General features: G+C 57.8%; 10 protein-coding genes. 6 read left to right on the forward strand and 4 right to left on the reverse strand.

Features of this window, described 5'->3' with window-relative positions:
• Positions 1-32 precede the first annotated feature (32 nt).
• The 6 genes from PW844_RS28850 to lplT all read left to right on the forward strand — a co-directional run bounded on the left by PW844_RS28850 (position 33) and on the right by lplT (position 12,537).
• Positions 33-1,289 (forward strand): MdtA/MuxA family multidrug efflux RND transporter periplasmic adaptor subunit, encoded by a 1,257-nt coding sequence (locus PW844_RS28850; RefSeq protein WP_299460158.1) that lies wholly within the window; start codon positions 33-35, stop codon positions 1,287-1,289.
• Positions 1,286-4,513, forward strand: coding sequence for an efflux RND transporter permease subunit (locus PW844_RS28855; RefSeq protein ID WP_299460161.1), 3,228 nt, complete (start codon positions 1,286-1,288; stop codon positions 4,511-4,513). Before PW844_RS28850 ends, PW844_RS28855 begins: the two co-directional genes overlap by 4 nt.
• Complete coding sequence (locus PW844_RS28860; protein ID WP_299460164.1) at positions 4,510-7,611, forward strand: efflux RND transporter permease subunit; 3,102 nt, start codon at positions 4,510-4,512, stop codon at positions 7,609-7,611. Before PW844_RS28855 ends, PW844_RS28860 begins: the two co-directional genes overlap by 4 nt.
• Positions 7,612-7,614: 3 nt before the next feature.
• Positions 7,615-9,021, forward strand: coding sequence for an efflux transporter outer membrane subunit (locus PW844_RS28865; RefSeq protein WP_299460167.1), 1,407 nt, complete (start codon positions 7,615-7,617; stop codon positions 9,019-9,021).
• Between the two features lie 178 nt (positions 9,022-9,199).
• On the forward strand, positions 9,200-11,350 hold the full coding sequence (aas, locus tag PW844_RS28870; protein ID WP_299460170.1) for a bifunctional acyl-ACP--phospholipid O-acyltransferase/long-chain-fatty-acid--ACP ligase: 2,151 nt from the start codon (positions 9,200-9,202) through the stop codon (positions 11,348-11,350).
• Entirely contained in the window at positions 11,347-12,537 is a 1,191-nt protein-coding gene (lplT, locus tag PW844_RS28875) for a lysophospholipid transporter LplT (protein WP_299460172.1), read from the forward strand. The genes aas and lplT overlap by 4 nt, the downstream gene beginning before the upstream one ends.
• Positions 12,538-12,595: 58 nt before the next feature.
• On the opposite strand, the gene PW844_RS28880 is transcribed toward lplT, so the two are convergent.
• The 4 genes from PW844_RS28880 to mutH form a co-directional block, all read right to left on the reverse strand.
• Entirely contained in the window at positions 12,596-13,636 is a 1,041-nt protein-coding gene (locus PW844_RS28880) for an NADP(H)-dependent aldo-keto reductase (RefSeq protein ID WP_299460175.1), read from the reverse strand.
• A gap of 143 nt (positions 13,637-13,779) precedes the next feature.
• Positions 13,780-13,998 carry a YgdI/YgdR family lipoprotein gene (locus PW844_RS28885; RefSeq protein WP_084876516.1) on the reverse strand — a complete coding sequence of 73 codons (219 nt, stop codon included), beginning with the start codon at positions 13,996-13,998 and terminating at the stop codon, positions 13,780-13,782.
• Positions 13,999-14,115: 117 nt separating this feature from the next.
• Positions 14,116-14,826: a TerC family protein gene (locus PW844_RS28890; protein ID WP_299460180.1), complete on the reverse strand. Its 711-nt coding sequence runs from the start codon at positions 14,824-14,826 to the stop codon at positions 14,116-14,118.
• 171 nt (positions 14,827-14,997) lie between these two features.
• Positions 14,998-15,684 (reverse strand): DNA mismatch repair endonuclease MutH, encoded by a 687-nt coding sequence (gene mutH, locus PW844_RS28895; protein ID WP_299460184.1) that lies wholly within the window; start codon positions 15,682-15,684, stop codon positions 14,998-15,000.
• Positions 15,685-15,746 lie beyond the last annotated feature (62 nt).

The following is a 15,746-nucleotide window of genomic DNA, read 5'->3' on the forward strand; positions in this document are numbered from 1 at the left end:
GATTTTCCATTTATCTGAGACCTAAAAACTCAATGAAGACCAACGCTCCTCGATCCGCTTTCTCTCGCTGGCTGAAATGGCTGCTCCTGTTAGTTGTGCTGTTAATTGTGGCTGGCGTGATCTGGCGCGTAGTCGGTGGACGCGGGGGGATGCCGCCAGGCGGAATGCCGCCGGGTGGTGAACACGGTGGGCGCAGTGGTCACCGTGCCGCCGGTGGCCCGCCGGGCATGGCGATGATGATGGGGGGGGCGACCCTGGTGCACAGTGGCGTTGCCACCACCGCCGATGTGCCGGTGTATCTGAATGCGCTGGGGACGGTGGTGCCCAATGCCAGCGTGACGGTTACCAGCCGGGTGGCGGGTCAGCTGGATAAGGTGTACTTCACCGAAGGACAGAAAGTGCAGGCGGGCCAGCTGCTGGCGCAGATCGATCCGCGCAGCTACCAGGCGACGCTGGCGCAATATCAGGGCGATCTTAATCAGAACCAGGCGCTGCTGAAAAGTGCCGAACTGACGCTGGCACGCTACAAAAAACTCTACGCGCAGGACTCACTGGCGCGCCAGGACCTGGATACCCAGATGGCGACCGTTGGCCAGTATCGCGGTGCGGTGGCAGCGGATGAAGCGCAGATCGCCAGTGCAAAATTGGATATTGAATACGCGCGCATCACCTCGCCGGTCAGCGGCCGTGTGGGCCTGCGTCTGGTGGACCCGGGTAATATGATCCAGACCACCGATACCACCGGTATCGTGGTGGTGACGCAGATGCAACCGGCAGCAGTGACCTTCAGTGTGCCGCAAAGCAACATTCCGCAGCTGACCAAAGCGCTGCACAACGAGCAAAGCCTGCCAGCAACGGCGTTTGATCAGGACAACACCACGGTGCTGGCGCAGGGTGAAGTGAGATATATCAGCAACCAAATCGACACCAGCACCGGCACCATCGAGCTGAAAGCCAGTTTCCCCAACCAAGACGAGTCGCTGTTTGCTAATCAGTTCGTCAATCTGCGCCTGCAAACCGACACCCTGAAAAACGCCACGGTGATCCCGGCCCAGGCGTTGCAACTGAGCAGCGATGGCAGCTTTGTGTTTGTCATCAATAAAGACAACACCGTGACGCGTAAAGCGGTCACCACCGGTCCGACCTTTGGTGAAGATTTCCAGGCGATTTTGAAAGGGGTAGAGCCAGGCGAACGTCTGGTGACGGAGGGTATCGATCGTCTGACCAACGGCAGTAAAGTGACGCTGGCCGATGAGAGCAAACCGACTGCGACCGCCGAGGCCAAATGAATCCGTCACGCCTGTTTATCCAGCGGCCGGTCGCCACCATCCTGTTGATGGTGGGCGTGCTGATCGCCGGGATCTTCGCTTATAAATTCCTCTCCACCTCGGCGTTGCCGCAGGTGGACTATCCGACCATTCAGGTCACCACGCTGTATCCGGGTGCCAGCCCGGACGTGATGGCCTCATCGATCACTTCGCCGCTGGAGCGGCAGCTGGGGCAGATGGCGGGTTTAAGCCAGATGACCTCCACCAGCTCCGGTGGGTCCTCAATCATTACGCTGAAGTTCAGCCTTGATCTGTCGCTGGATGTGGCGGAACAGGAAGTGCAGGCGGCGATCAATGCCGCGAACAACCTGCTGCCGAGCGATCTGCCTAATCCGCCGACCTATAAAAAGGTCAACCCGGCAGATACCGCGGTAATCACCCTGGCGGCCAGTTCCGATACCCTGCCGCTCACCGAAGTGCAGGATCTGGTCAACACCCGTGTGGCGCTGAAGCTGTCACAGATTTCTGGCGTCGGTATGGTGACGCTGGCGGGGGGCCATCAACCGGCGATTCGTGTCCAGATGGACCCGAAAGCACTGGCAGCACATAACCTGACGCTGGAAGACGTCAACACCCTGATCGGCAACAGCAACGTGAACGGCTCAAAAGGCGGCTTCGACGGCAAATACCATTCGGTCACCATCGACGCTAACGACCAGCTGCGCACCGCTGAAGAGTACGGCAACCTGATTATCACCTATCAGAACGGTGCCGCACTGCGCCTGAAAGATATTGCTCATATCGAGCAGGGGCCGGAAAACAGCTTCCAGTCAGCATGGGCCAATAACAGCCCGGCGATTGTGGTAAGCGTACAGCGTCAGCCGGGGGCAAACGTCATTCAGGTGGTGGATGCCATCAAAGCCAAACTGCCCACGTTGCAGGCGGCGTTACCGGATGGCGTGAAGATGACCATCCTCTCCGACCGTACGCAAACCATTCGTGCTTCGATCAGTGACGTGCAGTTTGAGCTGATGTTGTCGGTGGCGCTGGTGGTGATGGTCACCTTCCTGTTCCTGCGCAATATCGCGGCGACGCTGATCCCCAGTGTCGCGGTGCCGCTGTCGCTGATTGGCACCTTCGGCGTGATGTACCTGGCGGACTTCAGCCTGAACAACCTGTCGCTGATGGCGCTGACCATCGCCACCGGCTTCGTGATCGACGATGCGATTGTGGTGGTGGAGAATATCTCGCGACGGCTGGAAGAGGGCGAAACGCCGATGCAGGCGGCGCTGAAAGGTTCCCAGCAAATTGGCTTTACCATTATCTCGCTGACCTTCTCGCTGATTGCGGTGCTGATCCCACTGCTGTTTATGGGCGATGTGGTCGGGCGTTTGTTCCGCGAATTTGCCATCACCCTGGCGGTGTCGATCCTCGTCTCGATGCTGGTGTCGCTGACGCTGACCCCGATGTTGTGTGCTTATCTGTTGCAGCATATCCCGCCGGAAAAACAGTCCCGTTTCTCACGCAAAGGCGGCGAATTTTTTGACAAGCTGGTGCGCGGCTATGACCGCATGCTGACTATCGTGCTGAATCACCAGAAGCTGACGTTGCTGGTGGCGCTGGCGACGTTCGCGCTGACGGCGGTGCTGTATCTGGTGATTCCGAAAGGCTTCTTCCCGACCCAGGATACCGGCCTGATTCAGGGCGTCACCCTTGCCTCGCAGGATGTCTCCTTTAGTGAAATGTCGAAAAGGCAGCAGGCACTGGCAAAAGTGATCCTGCAAAATCCGTCGGTGGAGAGCCTGTCCTCGACCATCGGCATCGACGGCACCAATACCAGCCTCAACAGCGGCAGTATGCAGATCAACCTCAAGCCGTTTGGCGAGCGTGATGACAAAGCCGATGTGGTGATTAAACAGCTGCAACAGGCGGCGACCCAGGTGACGGGTATCCAGCTTTATTTGCAACCGGCGCAGGATTTAACGGTCAACGACCAGGTCACGCCGAATCAGTATCAGTTCACCCTGGACGATGCTGACAGCGAAAACCTGGTGAAATGGACGCCGCAGCTGATTGCCGCCTTGCAGAAACGCCCGGAATTTAATGGTGTGGTGAGCAACTTACAGGATCAGGGCCGCGTGGCTTATGTGGAACTGAACCGTGATAAAGCGGCACGCTACGGCATTACCGCCTCTGACGTCGATACCGCGTTGTACAACAGCTTTGGTCAGCGTCTGGTGTCTACCATCTTTACCCAGGCGAACCAGTATCGCGTGGTGCTGGAAGTGGCACCCACTTATCAGCAGTCTCCGGCATCGTTCGATGATGTCTATCTGCAACCGTCGACCAGCAGCAGCGACAGTAGCAGCTCCACGACCACCACCAGCAGCTCGTCCAGCAGCAGTAGCTCCAGCTCCAGTTCATCGGACAGCTCCAGCAGTTCGACCTCATCCAGCACCAGCAGTACGACTGGCATGGTGAAACTGACCTCGATCGCCACCATCCATGAGCGCACCGGTTCTCTGATGCATATGCGCCTCAACCAGTTCCCGGCGGTGATGGTGTCGTTTAACCTCAGCAGCGGTTATTCACTGGAAGATGCGCAGCAGGCGATTACCGAGGTGACGCAGCAGCTGAATCTGCCGTCGAGTATCACCCTGCGTTATCAGGGGGAAACCTCAGCGTTCCAGAGCGCCACCGGCAACACGCTGTGGCTGATTCTGGCGGCGCTGATCACCATGTATGTGGTGCTGGGCATTCTGTATGAAAGCTTTATTCATCCGGTCACCATTCTCTCCACATTGCCGTCGGCGGCGGTGGGTGCCCTGCTGACGCTGCTGCTGGCCGGTAGCGAGTTCAGCCTGATTGCGTTGATCGGGGTGATCCTGTTGATCGGCATCGTGAAGAAGAACGCCATTATGATGATCGACTTTGCGCTGGAAGCGGAAAACAAGCAGGGGATGAGCCCACGCGATGCGATTCATCAGGCGTGTCTGCTGCGTTTCCGTCCGATTATGATGACCACCATGGCGGCGCTGCTGGGGGCATTGCCGCTGATGTTGGCCTCCGGTTCTGGCGCTGAATTGCGCCAGCCGCTCGGCCTGGTGATCGTCGGCGGGTTGATCGTCAGCCAGGTGTTGACGCTGTTCTCCACCCCAGTGATTTACCTGTGGTTTGATGGCTGGGCGCAGCGTGGCAAGCGTTTTGTGCAGCGTAAACAGCAGCAGGCGCGAGGCGAGCAATGAATCTGACGCGGCTGTTTATCTTCCGCCCGGTGACCACTCTGCTGCTGACGCTGTCGATCATGCTGCTTGGCCTGTTGGGCTACCGGCTGCTGCCGGTGGCTCCGCTGCCGCAGGTGGATTTCCCCACCATCATGGTCAGCGCCAGTCTTGCCGGGGCCAGCCCGGAAACCATGGCGGCCACGGTGGCGACACCGCTGGAACGTTCGCTCGGGCAGATCGCGGGCATCACCGAGATGACGTCGAGCAGTTCGCAGGGTTCCAGCACCATCATTTTGCAGTTTGAACTGGATCGCGATATCAACGGCGCGGCGCGTGATGTGCAGGCGGCGATTAACGCGGCGCGCAGTTTGCTGCCAAGTTCGATGGAATCGCTGCCGACGTACCGTAAAGCCAACCCGTCCGATGCGCCGATTGTGATGCTGGCGCTGGTCTCCGCCACCCGAACGCCGGGTGAGCTCTACGACCTGGCGGAAAGCAAGATTGAACAGGCGATGAGCCAGGTGCAGGGCGTTGGTGAAGTGTCGCTGATGGGCAGTGCGCTGCCTGCGGTGCGCATCGATCTGCAACCGCAGAAGCTGACGCAATACGGTATTTCACTGGATACGGTGCGTAGCGCCATCGCCGACAGCACCACCAACCTGCCGAAAGGGATTTTGCAGGGCAGCAGCCAGTCGTGGCTGGTGGACAGCAACGGACAGCTGGATAAAGCGGCACAGTACCGCAATCTGATCGTCAGCTATAACAACGGCAAAGCGGTGCGGCTGCATGATGTGGCGACCGTGTACGACTCGATTGAAGATAAGTATCAGGCCGGTTTCCTCAATGCTACGCCATCGGTGATGATCGGTATCACGCGTCAGGCCGGGGCTAACATGCTGGATACCATTGATGCCATCAAAGCGCAGCTGCCGAACCTGGAAAAAGATCTGCCCGCCGATACCCAACTGAAACTGGTGGTGGACCGTTCCCCGACGGTGCGTCAGTCGTTGTATGACACCGAAGAGACGCTGCTGATCGCCGTGATGCTGGTGATTGCGGTGGTGTTTGTCTTCCTGCGCAATGTGCAGGCGGTGGTGATACCGGCGCTGGCGCTGCCGGTGTCGCTGATTGGCACCTGTGCGGTGATGTATCTGCTGGGTTACAGCCTCGATAACCTGTCGCTGATGGCGTTGATCATCTCGACCGGCTTTGTGGTCGATGATGCGATTGTGGTGCTGGAAAACATCACCCGCCATATCGAAGAAGGGTTAAGTCCACTGCGCGCCGCGCTGCGTGGGGCGCAGGAGGTGAGTTTTACCGTGCTGTCGATGACCATGTCATTGATTGCGGTCTTCATCCCGATTCTGCTGATGGGGAGTATCGTCGGCCGTCTGTTCCGCGAGTTTGCCGTGACGCTTTCCATCTCGCTGCTGATCTCGATGTTTGTCTCGCTCAGCCTGACGCCGATGCTGTGCGCGCGGCTGCTGAAACCGAAGCCGAAAGTCAGCAAACGCCCGCATCCGCTGTATCAGTTTATTGAAAACCAGCTGAATGCGCTGCTGGCTGCCTACTCGCGTGGTCTGGCCTGGGTGCTGGCGCACCAGAAAATGACTATGTTCAGCTTGCTGCTTACCGTGTTGCTGAACCTGTTTTTGTATTCGGTGGTGCAGAAAGGCTTCTTCCCCAATCAGGATACCGGGCTGCTGATGGGCGCGTTGCGCGCCGATCAGAACATCTCTTTCCAGGCGATGAAGCCGAAGATGTTGCAGTTTACCAAAATCATCGAGTCTGACCCGGCAGTCGAAAGCGTGATGTCGTCGATGGGCAGCGGCATGTTTGGTTCGCGTAACAGCGCCAACTTCTTTGTGCGACTGAAGGATTTTGATAAGCGAACCGCCACCGCCACCGAAGTGGCCAACCGCCTGAGTATGAAGACCAGCCATATTGCCGGGGGACAGATGTTCCTGATGGCGGCGCAGGATCTGCATATTGGTGGCCGCAGCGCCAACGCCACTTATCAATACAGTTTGCAGGCCGACGATCTGGATGTGCTGCGCACCTGGACGCCGAAAGTGCAGGCGGCGCTGGCGGCGATCCCGCAGCTGAACAGCGTGGATTCCGACTCGCAAACCGGCGGCCAGGAAGTGGTGATCAATATCGATCGCGACCGGGCGAAGATGCTCGGGGTTAACGTACAGATGATCGATACCATGCTGAACAACTCCTTCAGCCAGCGGCAGATTGCCACGCTGTACCACACGCTTAACCAGTACCATGTGGTGATGTCGTTGCAGGACAGCTACACCCGTGACCCGAATATCCTGAAAGAGCTGTTTGTCGTCAATGACAGTGGCGACCGGGTGCCGCTCTCAGCCTTTGCCACTTTTGTCGGCGGCAATGCACCGCTTTCGGTGGCGCATCAGGGGCAGTCTGCTACCAGCACCATCGCCTTCAACCTGAATGACGGCGTCTCGCTGGAACAGGCGCAGCAGCTTATCAAGCAGGCGATGGCGAAACTGGGGCTGCCTTCCAATATTCAGGCGGGCTTTGCCGGGACTGCCGCCGCGTTTTCTCAGCTGACCGCCACCATGCCGTGGCTGATTCTGGCGGCGCTGGCGGCCGTGTATATCGTGCTCGGCGTGCTGTACGAAAGCTATATCCACCCGCTCACCATTCTTTCTACGCTGCCGTCGGCAGGCGTCGGGGCCTTGCTGCTGTTGCTGCTGACTAATACGCAACTGACGGTGATCGCGCTGATCGGCATTATCCTGTTGATTGGTATCGTGAAAAAGAACGCCATTATGATGATCGACTTTGCCATCGACGCTGAACGTCGTCAGGGCATGACGCCGCGTCAGGCGATTACTCAGGCCTGCCTGATGCGCTTCCGTCCGATCATGATGACCACGCTGGCGGCCTTCTTCGGCGCACTGCCGCTGGCACTGGGCAGCGGTGGCGATGCCGACCTGCGCAGCCCGCTTGGTCTGGCGATTGCCGGTGGCCTGGCGCTCAGCCAGTTGCTTACTTTGTTTACCACGCCGGTTGTTTATCTCTGGCTCGATAGTCTGAGCCGCGCCACCAAACGTCAGTGGCGGCGGTTGCGTCATGCGGAATCCTGATCCATGAAAATGTCGTTACGAATTACCCCGATCTTTATGGCGCTGCTGCTGGCAGGCTGTACCGTTGGTCCTGATTATCAGCGTCCGACGATGGCAATGCCGACCCATTTTAAAGAGGCGCAAGGCTGGACCGAGGCCACGCCGCAGGATGATCAGAGCAAAGGCGAATGGTGGGCGGTGTACCACGATGCCACCCTCGATGGCCTGCTGCGTCAGGTCAGCATCTCTAACCAGAACGTGGCGAACTATGCCGCCCAGTACCGTGAAGCCCAGGCGCTGGCATCGCAGTCACGTGCCGAGCTGTTCCCGTCGGTGAGCTACGATGCCACCAGCACGCGCAGCGGCAGCCGCGCCAGCACCACTGGCCAGCGTAGCGTCAGCAACAGCCATCAGGCCGAGCTGAGCGCTAGCTGGGAGCTGGATCTGTGGGGCAAATTGCGTCGCACGCTGGAAGAGAACAAAGCCAGCGCCCAGGCCAGCGCCGCCGAGCTGGCGAATATCACCCTTAGCGCCCAGTCTGAGCTGGCGCAGGACTATTTCCAGCTGCGCATTATGGACGAGAAAATCGCCCTCTATCAGCGCAGCGTCGATGCTTATCAACGCTATCTGACGGTGATTCAAAACAAATATCAGGCGGGCAGCGAATCACGCGCCACCCTGGCGCAGGCGCAGATGCAGCTGGAAAGCGCTCGCGCCTCCGCGCAGGATTATCAGTGGCAGCGCGCGCAGCTGGAGCACGCCATCGCGTTGCTGCTGGGCCGCGCACCTGCCGATTTCTCTCTGCCGGTGGCGAAGCTGGATGCCACCCTGCCGGATATCCCGCACAGCGTACCGTCGCAGCTGTTGCAGCGCCGCCCGGATATCGCCTATGCCGAACGTAACGTGGCAGCAGCGAACGCTGCGGTGGGCGTAGCGATTGCCGGTTACTACCCGGACCTGACCTTAAGCGCCAGCGGCGGTGTCAGTTCTTCCACCTTCAGCAACCTGTTCTCGCTGCCCAACCGTGTCTGGTCGCTGGGGCCGGAGCTGAGTGGCACCTTGCTCGACTTTGGCGCGACTTCGGCGAAAGTGGAGCAGGCACGTGCTTCCTACGATGCCAGCGTGGCCAGCTATCGGCAGTCGGTGCTGCAAGGGATGCAGGAAGTGGAGGATTACCTGGTGGAGCTGAACACGCTGAAAGGCGAGATTGTTTCACAGCAGCTGGCGACCACCGCAGCGCAGGAATCGGCGCGGGTGACGCGTAATCAGTATGAGGCGGGGATGATTGATTATCTCGACGTTGCCACGACTGAGAATACCAGCCTGAGTGAGCAGCAGAGTTTGCTGTCGTTGCAGAGTACTCAGTGGGTGAGTAGTGTGGAGTTGATTGCTGCGCTGGGCGGTGGATGGCAGGATGAAATGAAACCGTAAACATTACTCATAACTGGCACCTATTGTAGCGGCGCGATTCATCGCGCGCGGTTGCACAATAAATTGCGCCGCTACGGTTTGGTGCGTATTTATCACGCATTGCAGCAGCTCCCACTTGTCGAAAATGCGCGAATCCTGCATCGTAGGGGCCATTTTTCACGACTGCTAAGGAGCTGGCATGTTATTCACCTGCCTGCGTTTCCTCTGCCGCCTGTTATGGCGCGTCGAGCTGCGCGGTGATCTGGCTGCACTGCACAAACCTAAAGTGCTGATCACCCCCAACCACATGTCATTTCTTGATGGTGTGCTGGTAGCCTTATTCCTGCCAATTAAACCGGTGTTTGCTGTCTATTCCTCGATCAGCGATCAATGGTTTATGCGTATCCTGAAGCCAATGATCGACTTCGTGCCGCTCGATCCCACCAAACCGATGTCGATAAAGCATCTGGTCCGCCTGATCAACGAAGGTCGTCCGGTGGTGATTTTCCCGGAAGGCCGTATCACCGTTACCGCTTCGCTGATGAAGATCTACAGCGGCGCCGGTTTTGTGGCGGCAAAATCGGGGGCCAGCGTGGTGCCAATGCGTATCGAAGGCGCGGAATATACCCCGTTTGGCCGCCTCGCCGGGGTGTTTAAACGTCGCCTGTTCCCCCGCATCACCCTGACTGTGTTGCCAGCCACCGTGATCCCGATGCCAGAAGCGCCACGTGCGCGTGACCGTCGTCTGCTGGCTGGTGAGCACTTACATCATGTGATGATGGAAGCGCGCATGGCGGTGCGTCCGCGTGAAACGTTATTCACTGCGTTCCTTAATGCACGCACCCGTTACGGCCTGTTTAAGCCCTGCATCGAAGACATCAACTTCAAAACCGACAGCTATACCGGCCTGCTGAAAAAAGCATTGGGCGTCGGGCGTATCCTCGAACGTTACAGCCAGCAGGGGGAATATGTTGGTCTGCTGCTGCCCAATGCCACGGTGACAGCAGCGGCGATTCTCGGGGCGTCACTGCGTGGACGCGTTCCGGCGATGCTCAACTACACCGCCGGGGTCAATGGAATGCGTGCGGCGCTGACCGCGTCGCAGGTGAAAACCGTGTTCACCTCGCGCCAGTTCCTGGATAAAGGCAACCTGTGGCATTTGCCAGAGGGGTTGAGTGAGGTGAAGTGGATTTACCTCGAAGACCTGCGCGACACCGTCACCACCAAAGACAAATTGTGGATCCTGACCCATCTGCTGATGCCGCGTCGCGCACAGGTGGCGCAACAGCCGGAAGATGCGGCGATGGTACTGTTTACCTCAGGGTCGGAAGGCCATCCTAAAGGGGTGGTGCATTCCCATAAAAGTCTGCTGGCTAACGTCGAGCAGATTCGTACCGTGGCGGATTTCACCCCGCGTGACCGCTTTATGTCGGCGCTGCCGCTGTTTCACGCCTTTGGTCTGACTGTGGGTCTGTTCACGCCATTGCTGACCGGGGCAGAGGTGTTCCTCTACCCCAGCCCGCTGCACTACCGTGTAGTGCCCGAGCTGGTGTATGACCGCAACTGTACCGTGCTGTTTGGCACCTCAACCTTCCTCGGCAACTATGCGCGGTTCGCCAGCCCTTACGATTTTGCCCGTCTGCGTTATGTGGTGGCCGGTGCGGAAAAATTGCAGGAAGGGACGCGCCAGATCTACATGGAAAAATACGGCATCCGTATTCTTGAAGGCTACGGTGTGACCGAGTGTGCGCCAGTGGTGGCGATTAACGTGCCAATGGCGGCGAAATCGCACACCGTGGGACGTATCCTGCCGGGGATGGATTCGCGTCTGATTTCGGTGGCAGGCATCGAGCAGGGCGGTCGCCTGCAACTGCGTGGTCCCAACGTAATGAACGGCTATCTGCGCGTGGAAAACCCAGGCGCGCTGGAACTGCCGGTAGCCGATAACGGCGAAGGTGAAATGGAAGCGGGCTGGTACGACACCGGCGATATCGTCAGCTTTGATGAGGGCGGTTTCTGCCAGATTCAGGGACGGGCGAAACGCTTCGCCAAAATCGCCGGTGAGATGGTTTCGCTGGAGAGTGTCGAGCAGATCGCCCTGAAAGCCTCGCCGGAGAAACAACATGCGGCGTCCCTGCGGCCGGACGGCAGCCGCGGTGAAGCGCTGGTGCTGTTCACCACCGACAGTGAACTTAATCGTGACAAACTGCACCAGGCGCTGCGTGAACTCGGCGCAACGGAGCTGGCGTTACCGCGTGATATCCGCGTAATGAAACAATTGCCGATGCTGGGCAGCGGTAAACCTGACTATGTCAGCCTGAAAAAACTGGCCGAAGAGGAACAGGCATGAGCCAGGCGGTAAACCCGGATGCACCCCTGCTGTCACGTAACATGACGGCAGTGATTGTGGCGCAGTTTCTCTCGGCGTTTGGCGACAACGCGCTGTTGTTCGCCACGCTGGCGGTGCTGAAAAATCAGTTCTATCCCGACTGGAGCCAGCCGATTCTGCAAATGTTGTTTGTCGCCACTTACATTCTGCTCGCCCCCTTTGTCGGGCAGATGGCGGACAGCTTTGCCAAAGGCCGGGTGATGATGTTCGCTAACAGCCTTAAGCTGCTGGGGGCGCTGATTATCTGTTTCGGCTTCAACCCGTTCCTTGGCTACACGCTGGTGGGCGTAGGGGCGGCGGCTTATTCCCCGGCGAAGTATGGCATCCTCGGCGAAATCACCCGTGGTGAGAAGTTAGTGAAAGCTAACGGATTGATGGAAGGATCGACCATCGCCGCGATTCTGTTGGGCTCGGTGGCGGGTGGCATTCTTGCTGACTGGCATCTGCTGGCGGCACTGGCAGTGTGTGCGCTGACTTACGGGCTAGCCGTGGTGGCGAACCTGTTTATCCCGCGCCTGAGGGCGGCACGTCCTGGTCAGAGCTGGCATTTTGGCGTAATGCTGCGCAGTTTCATTGATGCTACGGTGCTGTTATGGCGCAACGGCGAAACCCGCTTCTCGCTATTGGGCACCAGCCTGTTCTGGGGGGCCGGGGTGACACTGCGTTTTCTGCTGGTGTTGTGGGTGCCGGTGGCGCTGGGAATCAGCGATAACAAAACGCCGACCACGCTAAATGCCATGGTGGCGATCGGTATCGTGATTGGCGCGGCGGCAGCGGCGAAGCTGGTGACACTACAAACGGTGCGCCGCTGTATGCCTGCCGGGGTGCTGATTGGTGTGATGGTGGTGGTGTTCTCAATGCAGCACAGTTTGCTGCCTGCTTACCTGATTTTGATGCTGATTGGCGCGCTGGGCGGGTTCTTTGTCGTGCCGCTGAACGCGTTATTGCAGGAACGTGGCAAGGCGAGCGTCGGCGCGGGTAATGCGATTGCCGTGCAGAACCTCGGTGAAAACACCGCGATGTTGCTGATGCTGGGTCTGTATACGCTGGCGATTAAGCTGGGTGCTCCGGCGGTGGCGACCGGTATCGGGTTTGGCGCGATTTTCGCCGTGGCGATCGTCGTGTTGTGGTGGAAAGCGCGGCGTTAGCCGCGCCTGGAACGAATTGTAGCAGCGCGATTTATCGCGCATTTTGGCTGGCAGCGGGTTAAGGTGCCGGGTAAGTAAACTGACGATGAATCGCCTCAATGCCTTCCAGCACATCCGCATTCAGCGTCAGATTAAAACTCTCCACATCCGTCTTCAGCTGTTCCAGCGTGGTCGCACCCAACAGGGTGCTGGCAACAAACGGCTGTTGACGCACATAGGCCAGCGCCATCTGCGACGGGTCGAGATTGTGCTTCTTCGCCAGCTCCACATACGCCGCTACTGCCAGCTGTGACTGCTCGCTGCTGTAGCGGGTAAACCGGCTGAACAGGGTATTACGCGCCCCGGCCGGTTTTGCCCCGTTGAGATACTTGCCGCTTAAGGTACCGAACGCCAGGCTGGAGTAAGCCAGCAGTTCAACGCCTTCATGCTGGCTTATCTCCGCCAGACCTACCTCAAAGCTGCGGTTCAGCAGGCTATACGGGTTCTGAATAGTCACGATGCGCGGCAGCTCATGCTTCTCTGCCAGTTGCAGATAGCGCATCACGCCCCAGGCCGTTTCGTTCGACACGCCGATATAGCGAATCTTGCCCGCGCGTACCTGCTCGGTCAGCGCTTCCAGCGTTTCCAGCAGCGTGACCGGCACGGTGGATTCGGTGTACTGATAACCCAGCTTGCCAAAGAAGTTGGTCTGACGTTGCGGCCAGTGCAGCTGATAAAGATCGAGATAGTCGGTGTTCAGGCGCTTCAGGCTGGCGTCCAGCGCTTCACGGATATTTTTACGATCCAGTGCCTGGTTAGGACGAATCGACGCATCAGCGCCGCGTACCGGGCCTGCGACTTTACTTGCCAGGATAATCTTGTCACGGCTGCCACGCTGCTTCAGCCAGCTGCCAATATATTGTTCAGTTAACCCCTGGGTTTCCGGGCGCGGCGGCACCGGATACATTTCAGCAGTATCAATCAGGTTGATCCCCTGACTGACAGCATAATCCAGTTGCGCATGAGCGTCGGCTTCGCTGTTCTGCTCACCAAACGTCATGGTTCCCAACCCCAGCTGACTCACTTCCAGCGTGCTATGGGGGATACGGTGATAGTGCATTGCCGGCTTCCTTTTTTCATTATGGAATGGAATGTTGTGTCCTGTGGGACTATAGCGCGTGAAACGGCGCGGAAGGAAGGGGGGAAAGTTCGGGAAATCGCCTGCACAGCTGGAAAAATACCGCAGGCGATGAAATTTGGCACTTAACGCTCAATGATGGTAGAGACCTCATCACCATTGATTTGCATTTCATGGCCCTGCTCGTCTTTGTACTGCACCAGGCCAGTGTCTTTATCAATCGCTGGTTTGCCTTCCGTCATAATCATGCGGCCATCTTTGGTCGCCATCACGTAATCACTGCTGCAGCCACTCAATACTACTGCCGCCAGCACCAGCCCCATTGCACTTACCAACCCTTTCATTCGCGACTCCCTTACACAACTTCAACAGCAAAAGTGTAGTAATAAATGGTTTTGGCGTTGGGGGTAATCACATCATTCCGAAAAGCAACGGGCGAGCATGACTCGCCCTTGACTTTCTCAGGCCGCGCCTTTCCTGCTGCGCATCAGATTCAGGCATTCCACTGCCATCGAGAAGAACATGGCAAAATAAATGTAACCTTTTGGTACATGGACGCCAAAACTCTCCAGAATCAGGGTAAAGCCGACCAGAATCAGAAAAGCCAGCGCCAGCATTTTCACTGAAGGGTGACGGTCAACAAACTCGCCGATGGTCCGCGCCGCGAACATCATCATCAGTACGGCAATCACCACCGCCATCATCATAATAATCAGATGGTCCGACAGACCCACGGCAGTAATCACCGAATCGAGGCTGAAAATAATGTCCAGCAGCATGATCTGCACGATGGCACCAAGGAACGAATGCACGTTGGTTTTATGCTCTTCTTCACCACCCTCAATGGTTTCGTGGATCTCCATACTGGATTTCCACAGCAGAAACAGGCCACCAAACAGCAGAATCAAATCACGCGCGGAGAAGGCGTGGTCCATGATCGAGAACAGCGGATTGGTCAGTCGCACCACCCAGGCTATCGAGGCCAGTAGCCCGAGGCGCATCAGCATGGCACCCATCAAACCCAGACGGCGCGCGCGATTTTGTTGATGTTTGGGGAGCTTCGCCACCACCAGGGAAAGGAAAATAATGTTATCGATGCCCAGAACCACTTCCAGAATGGTTAATGTCCCCAGCGCCAGCCAGGCGTTGGGATCAGCAATCCAGTCAAACATGTGTACATTCAATCCTAAACGAAAAGTAAACGGCGATTATACACTTCATCATTCAAGTTGCAGCTGCGTTAGCTGCGTGTGCTCACCCCAGTCACTTACTTATGTAAGCTCCTGAGGATTCACCCACTTGCCGCCTTGCTGCACCTCGAATGATTTCGTGTATCGACATGTTCACAGCAAAAAATGGCGCGCCAGCAGTGGGCCAGTGAAACTCTTCTTGAGATAAAAGCCGCGAGGTAGCGTCATTATAGGCTCTCCATGCTCGCCAATGGCTTCGGTCAGCGCTTTGCTGTTGGCGGCTTTCGGGCGAAGTTGCAGCCAGGCACCGTGACGCGCGGTGATGCGTTCCACCTGGCCGAGCACAATCATATCCATCAGTTCCTCCCAGTCATGGCGCAGTTGCTCCTCTTCTTCGGCACTGGGATGCCACAGCAGCGGCGATCCAACGCGCCGCTCCGCCAGCGGCAATGCACGATCGCCTTCCACCGGGATCCACAATACGCGTGCCAGCTTATGGCGCACATGGCTGGTTTCCCAGGTGACGCCGCTGTTGCCCGTGAGCGGAGCGACGCAGACAAAGGTGGTTTCCAGCGGTTTCCCCAGTGCATCGACCGGGATGGTTTTCAGCTCGATACCGAGGTGAGCAAAATCCTGCTCCGCTTTACTGCCTGCGCTGGCACCGAGGTGCATCTCCAGCAGCATCCCCACCCAGCCTTTATCCCGCTTCAGATTGGCAGGCATGGGCAGACCCAGCTGCGCAGCCAGAGCAGCAAAGCTTTGCCCCGCCAGCTGCCGGGCGCGTTGCAGCAATTCCGCTTCATTTTTTGGTGGCTCAGGCAGTAAAGCAGGGGAACTCATGGTTTTACTCATTTTGATTAAAAGATAGGCAGTAATGGCGTGCGCAGGTTGTCCACAAAATG

It is taken from the genome of Pantoea sp. (assembly GCF_028283705.1).
GTDB lineage: Bacteria > Pseudomonadota > Gammaproteobacteria > Enterobacterales > Enterobacteriaceae > Pantoea.

Coding starts and splice junctions, on each gene's coding strand:
- PW844_RS28850 (WP_299460158.1), top strand. CDS start 33: ATGAAGACCAACGCTCCTCGATCCGCTTTCTCTCGCTGGCTGAAATGG.
- PW844_RS28855 (WP_299460161.1), top strand. CDS start 1,286: ATGAATCCGTCACGCCTGTTTATCCAGCGGCCGGTCGCCACCATCCTG.
- PW844_RS28860 (WP_299460164.1), top strand. CDS start 4,510: ATGAATCTGACGCGGCTGTTTATCTTCCGCCCGGTGACCACTCTGCTG.
- PW844_RS28865 (WP_299460167.1), top strand. CDS start 7,615: ATGAAAATGTCGTTACGAATTACCCCGATCTTTATGGCGCTGCTGCTG.
- aas (WP_299460170.1), top strand. CDS start 9,200: ATGTTATTCACCTGCCTGCGTTTCCTCTGCCGCCTGTTATGGCGCGTC.
- lplT (WP_299460172.1), top strand. CDS start 11,347: ATGAGCCAGGCGGTAAACCCGGATGCACCCCTGCTGTCACGTAACATG.
- PW844_RS28880 (WP_299460175.1), bottom strand. CDS start 13,636: ATGCACTATCACCGTATCCCCCATAGCACGCTGGAAGTGAGTCAGCTG.
- PW844_RS28885 (WP_084876516.1), bottom strand. CDS start 13,998: ATGAAAGGGTTGGTAAGTGCAATGGGGCTGGTGCTGGCGGCAGTAGTA.
- PW844_RS28890 (WP_299460180.1), bottom strand. CDS start 14,826: ATGTTTGACTGGATTGCTGATCCCAACGCCTGGCTGGCGCTGGGGACA.
- mutH (WP_299460184.1), bottom strand. CDS start 15,684: ATGAGTTCCCCTGCTTTACTGCCTGAGCCACCAAAAAATGAAGCGGAA.